Source organism: Nonomuraea sp. NPDC050404, from assembly GCF_040655495.1.
GTDB lineage: Bacteria > Actinomycetota > Actinomycetes > Streptosporangiales > Streptosporangiaceae > Nonomuraea.
In genome coordinates this window covers 474,367-490,897 of the sequence record NZ_JBFAKB010000001.1, presented here as the reverse complement: position 1 = coordinate 490,897, position 16,531 = coordinate 474,367, and the positions used below count along the sequence as shown (strand labels likewise).

18 protein-coding genes are annotated in these 16,531 nt (G+C 73.2%); 6 read left to right on the top strand and 12 right to left on the bottom strand.

Going from position 1 to position 16,531, the window contains the following annotated elements:
• Positions 1-39: 39 nt before the first annotated feature.
• The 3 genes from AB0I81_RS02180 (at position 40) to AB0I81_RS02170 (ending at position 2,946) form a co-directional block, all read left to right on the top strand.
• Positions 40-591: a MarR family winged helix-turn-helix transcriptional regulator gene (locus AB0I81_RS02180; RefSeq protein ID WP_360648413.1), complete on the top strand. Its 552-nt coding sequence runs from the start codon at positions 40-42 to the stop codon at positions 589-591.
• Positions 592-709: 118 nt separating this feature from the next.
• Positions 710-1,609 (top strand): LLM class flavin-dependent oxidoreductase, encoded by a 900-nt coding sequence (locus tag AB0I81_RS02175; RefSeq protein ID WP_360648410.1) that lies wholly within the window; start codon positions 710-712, stop codon positions 1,607-1,609.
• Positions 1,606-2,946, top strand: coding sequence for an FAD-binding oxidoreductase (locus AB0I81_RS02170; RefSeq protein ID WP_360648406.1), 1,341 nt, complete (start codon positions 1,606-1,608; stop codon positions 2,944-2,946). The genes AB0I81_RS02175 and AB0I81_RS02170 overlap by 4 nt, the downstream gene beginning before the upstream one ends.
• Before the next feature lie 3 nt (positions 2,947-2,949).
• On the opposite strand, the gene AB0I81_RS02165 is transcribed toward AB0I81_RS02170, so the two are convergent.
• Positions 2,950-3,738, bottom strand: a complete 789-nt coding sequence (locus AB0I81_RS02165; RefSeq protein WP_360648403.1) for an aminoglycoside 3'-phosphotransferase — start codon at positions 3,736-3,738, stop codon at positions 2,950-2,952.
• Positions 3,739-4,008: 270 nt separating this feature from the next.
• Between AB0I81_RS02165 and AB0I81_RS02160 the strand changes: the two genes are divergently transcribed.
• Both AB0I81_RS02160 and AB0I81_RS02155 read left to right on the top strand, forming a co-directional pair.
• A complete protein-coding gene (locus AB0I81_RS02160) occupies positions 4,009-4,437 on the top strand; it encodes a DUF6623 family protein (protein WP_360648400.1) in 429 nt (142 codons plus the stop codon).
• A 250-nt stretch (positions 4,438-4,687) separates the two neighbouring features.
• Positions 4,688-5,854 carry a cytochrome P450 gene (locus tag AB0I81_RS02155; protein WP_360648398.1) on the top strand — a complete coding sequence of 389 codons (1,167 nt, stop codon included), beginning with the start codon at positions 4,688-4,690 and terminating at the stop codon, positions 5,852-5,854.
• A 130-nt stretch (positions 5,855-5,984) separates the two neighbouring features.
• On the opposite strand, the gene AB0I81_RS02150 is transcribed toward AB0I81_RS02155, so the two are convergent.
• Positions 5,985-6,737 carry a class I SAM-dependent methyltransferase gene (locus AB0I81_RS02150; protein WP_360648396.1) on the bottom strand — a complete coding sequence of 251 codons (753 nt, stop codon included), beginning with the start codon at positions 6,735-6,737 and terminating at the stop codon, positions 5,985-5,987.
• Between the two features lie 188 nt (positions 6,738-6,925).
• On the opposite strand from AB0I81_RS02150, the gene AB0I81_RS02145 reads away from it, so the two are divergent.
• Positions 6,926-8,245 carry an FAD-binding oxidoreductase gene (locus AB0I81_RS02145; protein WP_360648393.1) on the top strand — a complete coding sequence of 440 codons (1,320 nt, stop codon included), beginning with the start codon at positions 6,926-6,928 and terminating at the stop codon, positions 8,243-8,245.
• Between the two features lie 6 nt (positions 8,246-8,251).
• Here AB0I81_RS02145 and AB0I81_RS02140 read toward each other — a convergent pair whose 3' ends face one another.
• From AB0I81_RS02140 to AB0I81_RS02095, 10 genes are all read right to left on the bottom strand, one after another.
• Entirely contained in the window at positions 8,252-8,662 is a 411-nt protein-coding gene (locus tag AB0I81_RS02140; protein ID WP_360648390.1) for a VOC family protein, read from the bottom strand.
• Between the two features lie 81 nt (positions 8,663-8,743).
• Positions 8,744-9,262 (bottom strand): hypothetical protein, encoded by a 519-nt coding sequence (locus tag AB0I81_RS02135; RefSeq protein WP_360648387.1) that lies wholly within the window; start codon positions 9,260-9,262, stop codon positions 8,744-8,746.
• On the bottom strand, positions 9,259-10,749 hold the full coding sequence (locus AB0I81_RS02130) for a HAMP domain-containing sensor histidine kinase (RefSeq protein ID WP_360648384.1): 1,491 nt from the start codon (positions 10,747-10,749) through the stop codon (positions 9,259-9,261). Before AB0I81_RS02130 ends, AB0I81_RS02135 begins: the two co-directional genes overlap by 4 nt.
• Positions 10,746-11,438: a response regulator transcription factor gene (locus AB0I81_RS02125; protein ID WP_360648381.1), complete on the bottom strand. Its 693-nt coding sequence runs from the start codon at positions 11,436-11,438 to the stop codon at positions 10,746-10,748. The genes AB0I81_RS02130 and AB0I81_RS02125 overlap by 4 nt, the downstream gene beginning before the upstream one ends.
• Positions 11,435-11,995, bottom strand: coding sequence for a GerMN domain-containing protein (locus AB0I81_RS02120; RefSeq protein WP_360648378.1), 561 nt, complete (start codon positions 11,993-11,995; stop codon positions 11,435-11,437). The genes AB0I81_RS02125 and AB0I81_RS02120 overlap by 4 nt, the downstream gene beginning before the upstream one ends.
• A 30-nt stretch (positions 11,996-12,025) precedes the next feature.
• Complete coding sequence (locus tag AB0I81_RS02115) at positions 12,026-13,282, bottom strand: acyltransferase (protein ID WP_360648375.1); 1,257 nt, start codon at positions 13,280-13,282, stop codon at positions 12,026-12,028.
• 24 nt (positions 13,283-13,306) lie between these two features.
• Positions 13,307-14,155, bottom strand: a complete 849-nt coding sequence (locus tag AB0I81_RS02110; RefSeq protein WP_360648372.1) for an SGNH/GDSL hydrolase family protein — start codon at positions 14,153-14,155, stop codon at positions 13,307-13,309.
• Positions 14,156-14,254: 99 nt separating this feature from the next.
• Positions 14,255-15,472 carry a sigma-70 family RNA polymerase sigma factor gene (locus AB0I81_RS02105; protein WP_360648369.1) on the bottom strand — a complete coding sequence of 406 codons (1,218 nt, stop codon included), beginning with the start codon at positions 15,470-15,472 and terminating at the stop codon, positions 14,255-14,257.
• 3 nt (positions 15,473-15,475) lie between these two features.
• Entirely contained in the window at positions 15,476-15,865 is a 390-nt protein-coding gene (locus AB0I81_RS02100; RefSeq protein ID WP_360648367.1) for a YciI family protein, read from the bottom strand.
• Positions 15,852-16,502: a DUF1905 domain-containing protein gene (locus tag AB0I81_RS02095; RefSeq protein WP_360648364.1), complete on the bottom strand. Its 651-nt coding sequence runs from the start codon at positions 16,500-16,502 to the stop codon at positions 15,852-15,854. Before AB0I81_RS02095 ends, AB0I81_RS02100 begins: the two co-directional genes overlap by 14 nt.
• Between the last annotated feature and the right edge of the window lie 29 nt (positions 16,503-16,531).

Genomic DNA, 16,531 nt, shown 5'->3' with positions numbered 1-16,531 from the left:
GTAGGCCGGGCCGGTCGCGTGCGGCGATATGCTGCGCGCATGAGCACCACTGGACGGCCCGGCGACAGATCCGACGGGTCCGGCGGGTCGGGCGCGTCCGGCGCGTCCGGCGGTTCCGGTGAGGACAACCTCGGATGGACGCTCGGGGTGCTGCTGCGCGCCTACCAGAGCTCCGTCGTCACGGTGATCGGCGATCTGCCGCACGGCCCGCGCGGCTACCAGACCCTCGCGGCCGTGGCCGGCGGCGCCCATCCCACCCAGCTCGCCCTGGCCGCACACCTGGGCATCGACAGGACCGTCATGACCTACCTCGTCGATGACCTGGTCAAGGCCGGCCTGGTGGAGCGCCGCCTCAACCCCGCCGACCGCCGCCAGCGCAGGATCGTGGCCACCGACGCGGGCCTGCGCACGTTCGGCGATCTGGAACGGCGGGTCCGCGACGCGGAGGACGGCCTGCTCGGCGCGCTCGACGCGGGCGAGCGCGAGACGTTCAGGAGCCTGCTGCGGCGGGTGGCCTGCGACGTGCGCGACATCGACCCGGTCAGGGACCCGTGCGAGGTGGCCGAGGAGATGCTCTCGGACGGCGCCTGACCCCCTCCCACGTGCGGGGAATGCCCCCGCGCGAAGCGCTGTTGTGCAACTCGTCTGGCCCAAAGATAGTCTGCGGGACAACATATCTGCCCCGTCCCGGGCGGAGGAGGAGCACACCATGCCTGACTACGGGCACGACCTGACGTTCGGGTCCTTCATCACCCCCGCGAACGCCTCCCCGAAAGAGGTCGTCTCGCTGGCGCAGGAGTCCGAGGCCGCCGGGCTGGACCTGGCGACCTTCCAGGACCACCCCTACCAGTCGGCCTTCCTCGACACCTGGACGCTGCTGTCGTACGCCGCCGCGCGGACCGAGCGCATCCACCTGTCGGGCAACGTCATCAACCTCCCGCTCCGCCCGCCGGCCGTGCTCGCCAGGGCCGCGGCCAGCCTCGACCTGCTCAGCGGCGGCCGGTTCGAGCTGGGCCTGGGCGCGGGCGCCTTCTGGGACGCGGTCGGGGCCATGGGCGGCCGGCGGCTGACCCCGGGCCAGGCCGTGGACGCGCTCGGCGAGGCGATCGACATCATCCGCGGCATCTGGCGCGCGGACGACCGGTCGCTGTTCCGGGTGGATGGGACGTACTACCAGGTTGACGGGGCCAAGCGCGGGCCCGCGCCCGCACACGACATCGGGATCTGGCTCGGCGCCTACAAGCCGAGGATGTTGCGCCTGATCGGCGCCAAGGCGGACGGCTGGCTGCCCTCGCTGTCCTACGTCCAGAGCCTCGACCAGCTCGCCGACGCCAACACGATCATCGACGCGGCCGCCGCCGAGGCCGGGCGCGACCCCGCCGCGATCCGCCGCCTGCTCAACATCTCCGGCCGCTTCGCCGCGAACCCGGACGGCTTCCTGAACGGGCCGCCGGAGCAGTGGGCCGAGCAGCTCGCCGCCCTGACCCTCCGGTACGGCTTCTCCGGCTACATCCTCGCGACCGACGACGCCGCCACCATCCGGACGTTCGGCGAGCAGGTGGCGCCCAAGGTGCGGGAGCTCGTGGCAGGGGAACGGGCCGGGCGATGAGCAGCCGGCACGGCCGTCGTGAGGGCATCGACTACGACGCCATCCCCGCCGCCCTCGCCGCTTCGGCGGTCGAACCGGGGGACGCCGAGTTCGCGCGGGTGCGCTCCACGTACCTGCGCGGCGGATCCCCCGGCCTGATCCTGCGACCCGGCACGCCCGCCGAGGTGGGCCAGGCCGTGCGCTACGCCCGTACGCAGCCGGTGAAGCTGGGCATCCGCAGCGGCGGGCACGGCATCAGCGGCCGATCGACCAACAACGGCGGCATCGTCATCGACGTGTCGCGCCTGAACGCCATCGAGATCCTGGACAAGGAGACCCGCCGCGTCCGCGTCGGGCCGGGGGCGCGCTGGAGCGACGTCGCCGCGGCGCTCGCCCCGCACGGCTGGGCGCTGAGCTCCGGCGACTATGGCGGCGTGGGCGTCGGCGGGCTGGCCACCTCGGGGGGCATCGGCTGGTTCGCCCGCGAGCACGGCCTGACCATCGACCACCTGCGCGCCGTGGACCTGGTGACGGCCGACGGCAGCCAGGTGCACGCCGACGAGCGGGAGAACGCCGAGCTGTTCTGGGGCGTACGCGGCGCGGGCGCCAACTTCGGCATCGTCACCTCCTTCGAGTTCGAGGTGGACGAGGTGGGCGACGTGGGGTTCGCCCAGTTCGTGATGGACGCCTCGGACACGGCCGGCTTCCTCGAACGCTGGGGCGCCGCCATGGAGAGCGCGCCGCGCGACGTGACCGCCTCCGTCATCATCGGCGGGCCCCGCCCGGGACAGCCGCTCATCGCCCAGATCCTGGCGGTGGTGGACTCCGACGACGCCGACACGATCGTCAGCCGGCTGCGGCCGATCTCCGAGACGGCCCCGCTGCTGGACTACTCCATCCAGGTACGCCCCTACGAGTCGATCATGCACGTCCCGCCCGCCACGCACCAGGCCCAGGGCGACCCGGTGACCAGGTCCGCGCTGGCCGACCACCTCACGCCCGCGCTGAGCGCGGCGGCCGGAGAGCTGATCGCGTCGGGGCTGACGTACTTCTTCCAGGTCAGGGCGGTGGGTGGCGCCGTGTCCGACGTCGCTCCCGACGCGACCGCGTACGCGAACCGGTCGGCCAACTTCAGCCTCGTGGCGTTCGGCCCCGGGCGGCGCGCGCTGGACGCGGCGTGGGACGGCCTGCTGCCCCACTTCAACGGCACGTACCTCAACTTCGAGACCGACCTGCGCCCCGAACGCCTCCACGAGGCCTACCCCGGCACGACGCTGACGCGCCTGCGGGAACTCAAGCGCCGCTACGACCCGGACAACGTCTTCCGCGACAACTTCAACATCGCCCCGTCCGGGTAGGGGTCACGCCAGGTCCCAGAGCAGCCGGTAGTAGGCTATGCGCTCCTCGTCCGGCTCGATGCCGTACCCCTCGTACACGTGGCCCTCGTACCCGGGCCCGAAGTTGTGCACCGTGCTCCACGCCGCGACGGCGAGGTCCGCCCACCGGTCGGCGACGCCCAGCGAGCCGAGATCCACGTGCGCGGCGAACGTGCCGTCCTCGTGCAGCAGCGTGTTCGGCACGCACGCGTCGCCGTGGCAGACGACGAGCCGGTCGATCGGCGGGGGCGCGCCGATGCGCGCCCTGGCCCCGGCGAGACCGAGCCGCCGGTGCTCGGGCGACCAGCCGGCCGGACCCTCGCCGCCGGCGATGCGCTCGTCGGCGCGCGGCAGCCGCCGCGCCACACCCCAGTCGAACGGGCACTCCGCGACCGGCAGCGCGTCGTGCAGCAGGCGCAGCCCCCGGCCGATGGAGGCGCACGCGACGGCCGGCTCGGCGGCCCAGCGCGGCAGCACCGCGGAGGTGCCCGGCACGGCCGCCGTCACCAGCCACTGTCCGTCGGCGTCCTTGCCGTGTTCGAGCACGGGCGGCACGGCCACCCACCGCGCGGCCCAGGCCAGCCGCTCCGCTTCGGCGGCCAGGTCGATCTCGGGGGTGCCCGCGGCGACCCACTTGGCGTAGCGGGCCCGGCCGAGCCGGAACGTCAGCCCGCCCAGTTCGTTGCGCCACACGGGGGTGATGTCCGCGCCCCGCGCGAGCGCGGCGACGACCACCGGTACGGGCACGGGACCGGTCGGAGTCTCGGGAATCATGGGTACTCCCTGTACATGTGGCTTACACGATAGGCAAGTGTGCATGTTCGGAGATTGCCGGTAGGTCGCACAACTCCTTTACGGTGGGGTCGATTAACCCGGACGGGAGCTGGCGGGGTGCCGGACCGGTGTCGATCTCTTCGGCAATGAGGGGAAAGCCGAGGCCGGGCGTGCCGGGTGCCGCCCATGTACCGGGGGACATGGTGACATACGTCTGAGCTGAGCCGCGCGGCAGCGCTTTCCTCCAACGACCAACGACAAGGAGGAGACGTGGCCCTCACAGCGATGTGGACTCACGGAAACGCGGTCATCCCCGAGACTCCCCACCTACTCCACGAATGCACCCGCTTCGGGTTCGGTACGCAGACCAAGCTCCACCGCGGCACCAAGCAGTGGTTCCACGTCGCGATGCCCACCCCGGTGATCCTCCAGGGCGTGCGGCCCCGGCTCAAGCGGGTCTTCATCCTGGGGCGGTCGGACGTCAGCAGCTGCATCACCAGGGTGCACATCTTCGACAACAACAACCGGGTGGAGGACCGCGGGGTACTGATCTGCGGCGACAAACTCCAGATCAAGCCCGACAACACGATCGAGCTGAACCACCCGATCTTCCTGGGGCTGGGCATCTCGATGTTCATCGACTCCTCGACCTTTGAAGCGTCGTTCTTCTTCGCGGGATTCGGCGCCGACTGGGAATGAGCCCACCCGACCCGCCGCACTTGGGGGTGCGCTTGGCTGCGGCCACTCGATCCGCCGTACTTCGGGGTGCGCTGGGGTGCGGCCACCTGATCCGCCGTACTTCCGGGTGCGCTGATGGCGGGCCTGCCTGATCCGCCGCGCTTCCGGGTGCGGCGGATCGCCCGGCTCCGGCTTGACCTTGTCGCGACGTCAACCTCTTGACTGAAGGCAGGCGGACCACCGCCACCGACTCCGAGAGGTGCGCAAAGCCATGACAGCGCCGTTCGACCGGCCCGATCCCCTCACGCCCCCTTCCGAGTACGCGCGGCTGCGCGAGAGCGAGCCCGTCGCCAGGACCCAGATCGGGGACGGCCGCACGGCCTGGCTCGTGACCTCCTACGACGCCGTCGCGACCGTCCTGTCCGACCGCCGGTTCGGGCTGACGCCGCCCGGTACCGCCCATCCGGGCAACGAGACCCTGTTCCAGGACGGCGAGGCGCACGCGCGGCTGCGGCGCCTGGTGTCCAAGGCGTTCGGGCCGCGCGCGATCGACCGGCTGCGCGTCCGCGTCGAGCAGGTCGCGGAGGAGAACGTCGCCGCACTCGCCCGCTCAGGGCCGCCCGCCGACGTCGTCGCCGGACTGGCCGCGCCGCTGGCGATCACCGTGATCAGCGACCTGCTCGGCGTGGACCCCGGCGACCGCGAACGTTTCCGTGACGTGGCGGGCGCGGGCGGAGCCGACTTCGTGTTCGGGGGAGAGGAGGAGCTGGCCGTGGCCGCCAAGGCGTGGGAGGACCTCGTCGCGTTCGCCGCCACGCTGGTCGAGGCCAGGCGGGCGGCGCCGGGCGACGACCTGCTCAGCTCGCTGATCTCGGTACGGGACGCCGGCGACGGGCGGCTGGGCGACGGCGAACTCGTCGCCATGGCCGCGACCATCGTCTCGGCCGGTCACCTGTCGGCCCGCAACGCGATCTCCACCGCCGTGCTCCGCCTGCTGTCGGAGAACCGGCTGGCCGCCCTGGCCGGAGCCACCCGCGAACAGCTCGCCGCCGTCGTCGAAGAGGTCCTGCGCCTGCAGGCCGGGGCGACCGGCGAGCCCTTCCCGCGCTTCGCCCAGACCGGCCTGAACCTGGCCGGGGCCGAGATCGCCGCCGGGGACCTGGTGCTGGTCCGGCTCGAAGCCGCGCACCGGGACCCCGCCCACTTCGCCGACCCCGACGCGTTCGTGGCGGAGCGGCGCTCCAGCCCGTCACTGGTGTTCGGGCATGGAGTGCACTACTGCCTTGGCGCGCCGCTGGCCCGCCTGGAGGTGGGCGCCGCACTGGCCGCGCTGGCCCGGCGGCTGCCAGGGCTGCGGCTGGTGGGGACGGCCGACGACGTCGAATGGGACCGCGACGGGGTCGACATCGGACCATCGGCCCTCCACGTCACCTGGTGACCCGGCCCACCCAACCGTGAGCAGCCCAACCGTGAGCAGCCCAACGGTGGGCTGCCCGGCTGCGGGCTGCCCGGCCGTGGGTCGCTCGGCTCCGGCTCTGTGCGGTCGGCGGGGGGAGGCGCTTCGGCTTTCAGGTGCGGCGCAGCAGGAGGGTGACGAAACCCAGGACACCCCGATAGCCGGTGAGCCACAGGTCGCGGTGCTCGCGGGCGGCGGCCAGGGCGGCCTCCCCGTCGGGGCCGGGGTGCTCCAGCGCCCAGCGGGCCAGCGTGCCGGTCCAGGACCACTCGTACTCGTCCCACTCCTCCAGCGTGCTGCGATGACCGTAGACGGTGGCGAACCCGGCGCTCTCCATGCGCGTCACCGTACCGGCCAGATCGGCGTAGGAGTCCGGCTCCTCGCCGAGCGCGGCGAGCAGGTCCGGCGTGGGTGCCTGCTCCCAGAACCCCTCTCCGACCAGCGCCAGCGCACCGGGACGCAGATGATCGCGTACGGCCCGCAGAGTCGGCGCGAGACCGCCGTAGGCGTGCGTGGCACCGATGGACAGGACCAGATCGTAGGCCCCGCCATCGGCGGAGTCCGGGACGAAGTCCGCGGCGGGCATGAGGTGCAGCCGGAGCCGATCGGACACTCCGAGCCCCTCCGCCGCCTGCGCCGCCCCGGCCAGGGCGGACGCGGAGAGGTCCACTCCGTCGGCCGTCGCGTCGGGGTGGAGGGTCAGCGCTCTGGTCAGCCAGGCGGCCTCGCCGCAACCGAGGTCCAGGATGCGGGCCCCGGGCGGCAGTTTCGCCCGGGTGAGCAGGCGGTCCAGGTTGGCCTCGCTCATGGGCGCGGCGATGGGGTGGTCGCCGTGGGCGAGGTGGCTGATCAGTTCACGTTCCATCCGGAGGACTATGCCGGGGCGCCCGCCGCCATGGCAAAGCGTTTTGACCCGCCTGGAAGCCGCCCCGCGACAAGTACCCCTAAGCCGGAAATTTCATCCTTTGGCCTGTCACATCTCCTCCGCCACATCCGTCATACCGATGGGCCCCGACGACGGGGCCGGAGACGATGACGGAGAGCAGAGGAAATATGACGAACACGGACCTGCGCGGCACGGTCGAGGGCCGGGTGCTGCTGCCCGGCGACGACGGGTTCGAGCAGGCGGCCAAGCCGTGGAACCTGGCGGTGCGCCAGCCCGTGGCCGCCGTCGTGGACGCGGGGGACGCCGCCGACGTGGCGGCCGTCGTCCGGTACGCGGCCAAGACCGGCCTCACCGTGACCGCCCAGCCCAGCGGCCACGGGGCCGTGAGCGACACCGAAGGCGTCATCCTGCTGCGTACCCGGCGGCTGGGCGGCATGAAGGTGCGCCGCGAGGAGCGTACGGCCAGGGTGGGGGCCGGGGTCAGGTGGGGCGAGGTGCTCGCCGAGGCCGGGCCGCTCGGCCTGACGGGGCTGGCGGGCAGCAGCCCCGTCGTGAGCGTGACCGGCTACACCCTCGGCGGCGGCCTGAGCTGGTTCGGCCGCAAGTACGGCTTCGCCGCCGACAGCGTGCGCTCCTTCGACGTGGTACGCGCCGACGGCGAGACCGACACGGTGACCGCCGGCTCCGACCCCGACCTGTTCTGGGCGCTGCGCGGTGGCGGCGGCGACTTCGCGCTGGTCACGGCCATCGAGTTCGACCTGCACCCGGCGCCCGCCCTGTACGGTGGCCGGATGATGTGGCCCGCCCACCGCGCCCGCGAGGTGTTCGAGGTATTCCGCGAGATCACCGCCGAGGCGCCGGAGGAGTTGTCGGTCTGGTTCGGCCGCGCGCAGTTCCCCCAGGCGCCGCCCATGGTCGCCCTGGATGTCGCCTACCTCGGCGAGGAGGGCGAGGGGCGCGCGCTGCTCGCCCGGCTGGACAAGATCGGCGACGTGATCGCCGACAAGCGGGGACCGGTGGCCGTGGCCGACCTGGGCAACATCGCCGCCGAGCCCACCGACCCGTCGCCCGGCCGCTCCCGGGCCGAACTGCTCACCGGCCTGGACGACGCGGCGGTGGAGACACTGCTCGAAACGCCGATGGAGCCGCTGGTCGGCGTGCAGGTCAGGCACCTGGGCGGGGCGCTGGCCGCGGCGCGGCCCGATGCGGGGCCGAGCGGTCCCGTGGCCGAGCCGTACCTGCTCTACCTGTTCGGCCTCGCGTTCAACCCGGAGTTGTCCGCGGCCGTGGGCGCCCGGCAGGAGCGGTTCGTCGAAGAGTTCGGCGGGCTGGTCAGCGGGCGCAAGCCGTACACGATGCTGGCCGGCGGGGAGCGCGCCGCCGCGGCCTTCGCCGAGGGGGATCTCGCCAGGCTGCGCGACATCAAGCGGGACCGCGACCCGCACGGCGTGCTGCGCGCCAACTTCCCCGTGCTGGCCGGGGCGTGAAAGGGTTCAGCGGGTCTCGCTGATGCGGATCATGTTGCCCGCCGGGTCGCGGATGGCGCAGTCGCGCACGCCGTAGTCCTGGTCGGTCGGCTCCTGGACGACCTCCGCGCCGCCGGCCCGTACCCGCTCGAAGAGGCCGTCGAGGTCGGTGGTGGACAGCAGGATGCCGGCGTAGGTGCCCTTGGCCATCATCTCGGCGATGGTACGGCGCTCGTCGTCGGTGATGCCGGGATCGGGGGCCGGCGGCTGCAGGACGATCGACGTGCCCGGCTGGTTCGCGGGGCCGACCGTGATCCAGCGCATCCCCTCGTACCCGACGTCGGTCCTGACCTCGAACCCGAGGACGTCGCGGTAGAAGGCCAGGGACAGGTCAGGGTCGTCGTGCGGCAGGAAGCTCGCCTGAATGGTGATGTCCATGGTGGTCACGCTACTTGCGGCGTACCGGCCCGCGCTTCTCGATTCGTGATGGATCGGGTCAACGGTCCGCGAAGACCGGGTTCACCCGTGGTGGGCGAGCACGGCCCCCGTGCACACCTGCGTGACGGTGTCCCCGTCCGCCGCCCGGTGCACCTTCACCCGCACGTCATGGAGACCGGTTCCGGCTGCCGCGGCGGCCGCCGTGCACACGAGCTGGCGCTGCGCGCTGCGGGACTCCCACCCCCTGGGCGCGTACACCTCCAGGGTGCCGGCGGTGCGAGCGGTGACGGTCGGGGCGGCGGCGCCGCGGTCGGCGTAGCTGACCAGGCCGCGGGCACGTTCGGCGGCGTCGGGCCCGGAGGCGAGGTGCCGCAGGGCGGCCCCGGGCGCGTCGGCGCCCCGGTAGAGGCGTGAGACGCGTTCGAGTCCCTGCTCGGAGTAGAAGTACACGTGCACCGCCGAGGAGAGGCTGGAGGCGGGGCCGCGCAGCCCGGCGGCGGGCGGCCCGGCCGCCTGCGGGCCGGTGGCGGTGATCGAGCACGCGGTCAGCGGCAGGAGGAGCAGTCCGAGACCCGCCAGGCGCGGGTGCCGTCGGGTCATGCCGGGTCACGCGGCAGGGTGAGGGTGAAGACCGCTCCTCCTTCCGGTGCGTTGGCGGCGGTGAGGGTGCCCCCGTGCAGGCGGGCGTTCTCCGCGGCGATCGCCAATCCCAGACCGCTGCCCTCGCTGCGCGTACGGGAGGTGTCGCCCTTGGTGAAGCGGTCGAAGACGTGCGCCAGCAGGTCGGGCGGAAGCCCCGGCCCGTCGTCGCTGACGGTGATGACGAGGTCCTGCCCGGCGGCCACGGCCAGGACGCGGACCGGTGCCCCGCCATGGCGCAGGGCGTTGCCGACGAGGTTGGCCAGGACGACGTCGATCCGGCGCGGGTCCAGCCGGGCACGCAGCTCCGCGGGCGTGGCCACGTCCACCCGGTCCTGCCAGTGACGCAGGGCGAGGCTCTTGCGGACGAGCGCGCCGACGTCGATGTCGTCGAGGTTCAGGCGGGCGGCGCCGGCGTCGAACCTGGAGATCTCCATGAGGTCCTCGACCATGTGGGCGAGCTTGCGCGTCTCGTCGGCGACCAGGGCGAGTACCTCCGAGGTCTCCGCGCCGAGCCGGCCGGAGGCGGCCTCGCCGTCCAGGATGCCGGTCACGGCGGTCATCGCGGCCAGGGGCGTGCGCAACTCGTGGGAGACGTCGGCGGCGAACCTGCGGGCCTTGCCCTCCATGGAACGCAAGGTGACGGCGTCGGCCTGCAGGGTCGCCGCCATGGTGTTGAAGGCCCGGCCGAGGTCGGCCAGCTCGTCATGGCCGCTCACCTCGATCCGGGCGTCCAGCCGGCCCTGAGCCATGCGCTCGGCCGCCGAACGCAGCCGCCGTACCGGGCGCAGGACCCGGCGGGCCAGCAGGAGCGCGGGCACGACCGAGGCCAGCACCACGGGCAGCGCGCCGGCGCGGGCGGCGGCGACCAGGGCGTCCACGTCCTGCTGCTGGGAGCGCAGGGAGAAGACGGCGTAGACGACCAGGCCGGACGGCCTGCCGGGGTGGTCGGCGTACGCGACGGGCAGGGCGACCGCGAGCCGGGGCTGCCCGCCCTGGTGGAAACGCTGGACCAGCGCGGTGGTGGCCGCGGACGCCGACGTCCGCAGCCCGGCGGGCAGTTCGGGCGGGGCGCCGTGCGCGGCCACCAGCGGGCCGTCGCCGTGGGCGGCGGCGGTGCGCCAGTCACGCGAGCCGCCCGCCCGGTCGAGATGCCTGGTGAGGGTACGCAGATCCGTCTCGTCCGGCTTGGCGGGAAGATCCGGGGCGAGGGAGCCGACCTGGGTGCGCAGGTCGTGCACGGCGTTGTCCTGTGCGCGCTGCAGGATCGCGGTGCGCGCCTGGTGGAAGGTGAGTGCGGCGGTGGTGAGTGCGCTGAGCGCGGACACCAGCACGAAACCGAGAATCAGCCCGGTACGCAGGCCGGGCGTGAAGAAACGGCGCAGGCCCAGCGTGACACCGCGGCGGCGCGGGCGGGGTGGGCCGGGTGCGAAGGCGCGGTCGTTCACAATGGGCCGAAGCGGTAGCCGAAGCCCCGCACCGTCTGGATGTAGCGGGGGTTGCGGGGATCGTCCTCGGTCTTGGCGCGCAGGCGCGTCACGCACGCGTCCACCAGCCGGGAGTCGCCGTAGTAGCTGTGCTCCCACACCTGTTCCAGCAGTTGCTGACGGCTGAAGGTCTGGTCCGGCCAGGCCGACAGGAACAGCAGGAGCTTGAGCTCCGACGGCGCCAGCGCCAGCTCCGCGCCACGTTTGCGCACCCGCAGGGCGACGCGGTCGATCTCCAGGTCCCCGTGGGTGGTGCGCTCGTCGCCGGTGCCGGCGACGGGCTGGGAGGGGGCCAGGCGGCGCATCACCGCGCGCAACCGGGCCTCGATCACGCCGTCGCTGGCCGGTTTGACGATGTAGTCGTCGGCCCCGAACTCCAGCCCCACGACCACGTCCACGTCATCGCCCCGGGCCGAGAGGATCACGATGGGCACCTGGCTGATCTCCCGGATGCGCCGGCACACCTCCAGGCCGCTCATCCCGGGCAACATCAGGTCGAGCAGCACGACGTCCGGCGGGCAGGCGGCCAGCGACATCAGGCCGTCCTCGCCCGTGCCGACCGCCTCGGTCTCATGGCCGCGCCGGCGCAGGCCCAGCGTGACGCCGCGGCGCACGGCGGGGTCGTCCTCGATCAGCAGGACGCGTGTCATGAGGCGGCGCCTTCCTTCCGTTGCGCTGGGACATCGATGGGTACGGCGGTGCCGCTCTCGTCGCACGCGACCAGCCAGGGACCCGCCGCCAGCCCCGACTCGTGCACCCGTACGACCACGTCCACCGGCCGCCGGCCACCCGGGATGCCGGGCGCGGCGGCCGCTGTGCACACGAGCTGGTTGACCGCCAGCCTGCGCAGCTCCGACACCACCCACGGCAGGTAGAGATCGACGGCCCCCGCCGACGGCCGCGCCTGCACCCGCCGCGAACCACCCGGCAGCGCCGTGACCAGCCCGCGGGCCCGTTCCGGACGGGTGGGACCGGCCAGCAGCGCGTTGAGCGCGGCCTGCGGCCCGGCGCCGGGTGACGCCGGGCGGGCGACGGGCCACGTACCGTGCGGGGCGAGGAAGTACACCCGCAGCAGCTCCGCCGCCGGAACGGTCACCTGCCCCCGGGCCGGCGCACCGGCCCGCACCGGACCGGTGTCCGTGACGCCGCACCCGGCGAGCGCGACGACCGCCGTCAGCAGGAGCGCCAGGGTGTGCTTGGTCCGCATTCGTCCAGTCTCCCTCATGCCCCTCATTGCTCAGCCCCTGCTCAGGCCGCTCGTCCCGCCGAGCCGTGGTTGCGTCAGCAGGTCGAGGTCCACCGTCCCGGTCCCCAGTTGCGGGCGCGGCACGGCCGCCCACACCCCGGCCGCCACGACGGCCGTGGCGGCGAGCGCGGCCAGCCCGCGGCGTCCGGTGGCCCACCCCGCCCAGCGCACCGGATCCTCCACGAGGACCTTCGACAACACGGCCGCCACCAGCGACAACCCGACCAGCACCACGGTACGGGGCCACCCGCCGAAGCCGAGCACCTCCGGCGGCAGCAGCAGGTACACCGGCCAGTGCCACAGGTACAGGCTGTAGGACACCTCTCCGAGCCGGCGCGGGACCACGCCGCCCACCACCCGCCCGGTGTGGCCGTCCGGCACCCGGGCCAGCAACGCGATCAGCAGGGCGGCGGCCAGCGAGTGGGCGAACATCCCGCCCTGGAACAGGCCGGGCGCGTCCTGCCCGCCGGTCAGCACCCATGAGGCGACCAGCCCGCAGGTCAGCAGCGCGCACAGGGCGTCCGCCGCCGTCCGGGGGAGGCGGGCGATCAGCGTACGCACCGGCCGGGTGGCGGCCGCGGCCCCCAGCAGCACCGCGAACGCCCGGGTGTCGGTCCCCTCGTAGACCCGCGTGGTGTCCGGCGCGCTCACCAGCACGACCATCAGCGCGAGGGAGCCGAGCGCGCCCGCCACGGCCAGGACGGCCACCCGCCGCTCGCCGCCACGGCCCCGGGCGAGCACCGCGACCAGCGGCGGCCAGACCAGGTAGAACTGCCACTCCACGGCGATGCTCCACAGGTGCGAGAACAGGCGCGTGCCGGAGGCGTCCCAGTAGCCGACCTGTTCGGCGATGAAGTGCCAGTTCAGCACCTGCGCCGCCGCCCAGGGCGCGTCGTCGAGGGCGAAACTCAGCATCGCGGGCGAACCGAACGCCCAGGCCAGCAGCAGGGTGGCGACCACCATCACGATCTGCGCCGGCAACAGCCGCCGCGCCCTGCGTCCCCAGAAGGCGCCCAGCCTGAGCCGGCCCCGCTTCCCGATCTCGCCCAGCAGCAGCCCGGTGATCAGGAAGCCCGACAACACGAAGAACAGGTCGACGCCGAGAAAACCACCGCCGAGGTGCCCGGCGTGGAAGAGCAGCACGGCCACCACGGCCAGCCCGCGCAGACCGTCGAGCGGGGCGATGTGCACACGGCCACCGGGCCGCCCGGCGTCGGGGCGGGCGGTGGAAAGGTGATGCGGATTCATGGGGATCCTCGAAGGCCGTGCCGGTCAGCCGCAGCCCAGCTTGGCGAAGCGCGGGTCCGACACCCATGAGCCCCGGGCCCACTGTTCCGGCGCGGCGGGCGTGAAGTCGTACCGCTTGCCGAGTTGCTCGGTGAACCACTTGGCGAACGCCGCCGAGCCCTGCTGGCACGAGTGGATGCCGTCCGAGGACCGCTGGGCCTCGGCGGCGGCACTGTCGGCGCCCCACAGCGCCGCCGAGTCCAGGAAGTGCACCGCGCCGCCGCTGCCGTCGGCGACCTGCCCGGCCGCCTTCGGCGCGCTCCTGATCGCACCCTCGTGCTTCTTGTAGAACTCATCCAGCCTGTACGGCGGCGCCGACACGATCACCAGCTCCGCATCGGCCTTCCGCGCGGTCTTGGCGAGCTTGTCGTAGGAGTCGCGCTGCTGCCGGACCGTGCCCCAGTCGTAGGTGGTGATCTGGTAGGCGATCACGTCCGGCCGGAAGGAGGCGATGTTCTCGCGCAGGTCCTTCCACGCCGACTTCGCGAGCGGCGCGGTCATCTTGTCACCCTCGACGACGGTGCCCCCGCCGTCGGACGCGCTGTTCCTGAACTCCACCCCGCTGGCCTCGAGCGCCGCGCCCAGGGCCGGAGCCTGGACGCCCGCGATGGAGTCCCCGAGCCACAACACCTTCTTGCCCGTCGCCTGCTGCGACGCGGAGTTCGACGAGGACGTTCCCACGCTGGAGCCGTCGGCGCTGCCGCAACCGGCGAGCACGCCCGCCACGGCCAGGACCACGGCCGCCAGAGCGGCGGGACGGCCGTTACGGACATAGGGGGAACGGCGGTCACGGACACGGGAGTAACGGCCACGAAGGCCGGTTTCGATCTGCATGACACCCACCACACCAGCGGGAATCGCCCGCCGGTGGCGTTGTCACACGTTCATCACACAACGGCACAACGGCCGTCACGGTAGACCGAGGACGCGGGTTCATGACGTCGCGGCGAGGCGGCGTCGCAGGTCTTCGGCGAGGACTTCGTTCAGGCCCAGCTCCACGGCCCGCCGCCAGGCGGAACGCGCCGGTTCCGCACGGCCAAGCCGGTGCAGCAGCTCGGCCCGGCCGGCGTGCCACCACGGATAGTCCTCAAGGCCGGTGAGCTCATCGACGAGGGCGAGCCCGGCCGCGGGCCCGTCCCGTTCGGCCACCGCGGCGGCCCGGTTGAGGCGCGCGACGGGGGTGTCGTGCACGGTGAGCAGCACGTCGTACCAGGAGATGACGGCGTCCCACTCGGTGTCGGCGTAGGCGGGGGCCAGGGCGTGGCAGGCGGCGATCGCGGCCTGCACGGCGTAGGCGTCCGGCCGGTCGGGGCTGTGCCGCAGCGCCGCGCCGACCAGCTCGACGCCCTCCTTGATCCGCGCGGCGTCCCAGCGCGTCCGGTCCTGGTCAGGGAGCAGCACAGGACGGCCCTGCCCGTCCAGGCGGGCCGGAAGGCGGGCGGCCTGCAGCAGCATGAGCGAGAGCAGGCCGAGCGCGGTCGGCTCGCCGGGCATCAGCGCGGCGAGCTCCCTGCCCAGCCGCACCGCCTCCTCCGCCAGCGCGACCCGCACCAGTTCGGCGCCCGACCCGGCCGTGTACCCCTCGTTGAAGATCAGATAGATCGTCGCGGCCACGCCCGAGAGCCGTCCGGGCAACTCCTCACCGGCCGGCACGCGGTACGGGATCCGGGCATGCGTGATCTTCTGTTTGGCGCGGGTGAGCCGCTTGGCCATGGTGGCCTCCGGGACCAGCAGGGCACGGCCGATCTCGGCGGTGGACAGCCCGCCGAGCGTCCGCAGCGCCAGCGCCACCCGCGCCTCCGCCGCCAGCGCCGGATGGCAGCAGGTGAACATCAGCCGCAGCAGGTCGTCCCGTACGACCTGGGCGGGCTCGGGCGCCGGGTCCAGCAACGACATCGCCTCCGCCTCCTTCGCGGCGCGCCCGCTCTCCCTGCGCAGGAGATCGATGGCGCGCCGTTTCGCGGTGACCGTGAGCCACGCGCGCGGGTTGTCCGGCACGCCGTCACGCGGCCACGTCTCCAGCGCCCGGACCACGGCGTCCTGCACGGCGTCCTGGGCCAGGTCGAAATCGCCCGTCACGCGGATCAGCGTGGCCAGGACGCGGGCGCCCTCCTGACGTACGAGCTGCTCCGCGGCACCCCCGGCACCCACGTCTCAGACGCCGAGCGAGGGGTGCACCGGGCGTACCTCGACCGTGCCGTACCAGGCCGCCGGGATCTTCGCGGCGATCGCGATGGCCTCGTCGAGGTCGGCGCACTCCAGCAGGAGGTAGCCGGTCAGCACCTCTTTCGTCTCGGCGTACGGGCCGTCGCTGACGACCGGCTCGGCGCCCTTGCCGCCGGGCACCCGCACGGTGGTCGCGGTCGAGGTCGGGTAGAGCGCGTGGCCGCCCTTCAGCACGGTCGCGTGCGCCTCCTCGAACGCGGTGTACTCGCGCAGGCCCTCCTCGAACCCGGGCTGCGACCAGTCGACCTCGTTGTTGTAGGTGAGTGCGATGTACAGGGCCATCGGGGTGCCTTTCCTGCCGGGCTCAGACGCGTTCACGCAGCACGACGGTCACGCTCTGCCCGGCCTCCTTGCCGATCGCCCTGCGGACGTCGGCCTTGACCGGAAGCTTGTGGGTGCCGTCGCCCAGCGCCATGAACGAACTCTGGAAGGGATGGCCGTCAATCGTACCCCGGACCTTCACCAGCCCCCCGGTGCCGAAGAACTCGACGGACCGCGGCCACACGACGTACGTGTGGCCGCCCTTGGCGGGGCTCTTGAGCAGGTCGGCGGTGAAGGTGGCCAGCGGCTCCTCCGCCACCACCTCAAGGCCGTTGCCGTCCGGGTCGCGCAGGGCGAACATGGCGGGCGCGCCCTCCCAGCGCAGCAGGTCGCCGACGTCCACGCCGTCCTCGCGCAGCGCGGCGTGCAGCGCCACGGCGTCGGCGGTGGTCAGCCGGATGCCCGTCTCGACCCCGCTCGGCACACCCTCGCGGGCGGGCACGAGCGCGATCGACACCGGCGACCCCGGCGCGGCCACCTCGATCCACCGCCCGCCGAACTGCTCCACCGGCACGTCCAGCCGCTTGTCGAAGCCGAGCGTGCCCACGTAGAAGCCGAGCGCGCGCTCCTGGTCCGCGACCGGCACGCCGATCGTGCGGATTCCGGTGACGCGGGGCTGAGTCTGCTCGTTCATGGTTGTTCCTCCTCATAGGGTTGGGCTCA

Bases quoted from the DNA above. Each gene is read 5' to 3' on its own strand.
- AB0I81_RS02180 (WP_360648413.1), top strand. From the start codon at position 40: ATGAGCACCACTGGACGGCCCGGCGACAGATCCGACGGGTCCGGCGGG.
- AB0I81_RS02175 (WP_360648410.1), top strand. From the start codon at position 710: ATGCCTGACTACGGGCACGACCTGACGTTCGGGTCCTTCATCACCCCC.
- AB0I81_RS02170 (WP_360648406.1), top strand. From the start codon at position 1,606: ATGAGCAGCCGGCACGGCCGTCGTGAGGGCATCGACTACGACGCCATC.
- AB0I81_RS02165 (WP_360648403.1), bottom strand. From the start codon at position 3,738: ATGATTCCCGAGACTCCGACCGGTCCCGTGCCCGTACCGGTGGTCGTC.
- AB0I81_RS02155 (WP_360648398.1), top strand. From the start codon at position 4,688: ATGACAGCGCCGTTCGACCGGCCCGATCCCCTCACGCCCCCTTCCGAG.
- AB0I81_RS02150 (WP_360648396.1), bottom strand. From the start codon at position 6,737: ATGGAACGTGAACTGATCAGCCACCTCGCCCACGGCGACCACCCCATC.
- AB0I81_RS02145 (WP_360648393.1), top strand. From the start codon at position 6,926: ATGACGAACACGGACCTGCGCGGCACGGTCGAGGGCCGGGTGCTGCTG.
- AB0I81_RS02140 (WP_360648390.1), bottom strand. From the start codon at position 8,662: ATGGACATCACCATTCAGGCGAGCTTCCTGCCGCACGACGACCCTGAC.
- AB0I81_RS02135 (WP_360648387.1), bottom strand. From the start codon at position 9,262: ATGACCCGACGGCACCCGCGCCTGGCGGGTCTCGGACTGCTCCTCCTG.
- AB0I81_RS02125 (WP_360648381.1), bottom strand. From the start codon at position 11,438: ATGACACGCGTCCTGCTGATCGAGGACGACCCCGCCGTGCGCCGCGGC.
- AB0I81_RS02120 (WP_360648378.1), bottom strand. From the start codon at position 11,995: ATGCGGACCAAGCACACCCTGGCGCTCCTGCTGACGGCGGTCGTCGCG.
- AB0I81_RS02115 (WP_360648375.1), bottom strand. From the start codon at position 13,282: ATGAATCCGCATCACCTTTCCACCGCCCGCCCCGACGCCGGGCGGCCC.
- AB0I81_RS02110 (WP_360648372.1), bottom strand. From the start codon at position 14,155: ATGCAGATCGAAACCGGCCTTCGTGGCCGTTACTCCCGTGTCCGTGAC.
- AB0I81_RS02095 (WP_360648364.1), bottom strand. From the start codon at position 16,502: ATGAACGAGCAGACTCAGCCCCGCGTCACCGGAATCCGCACGATCGGC.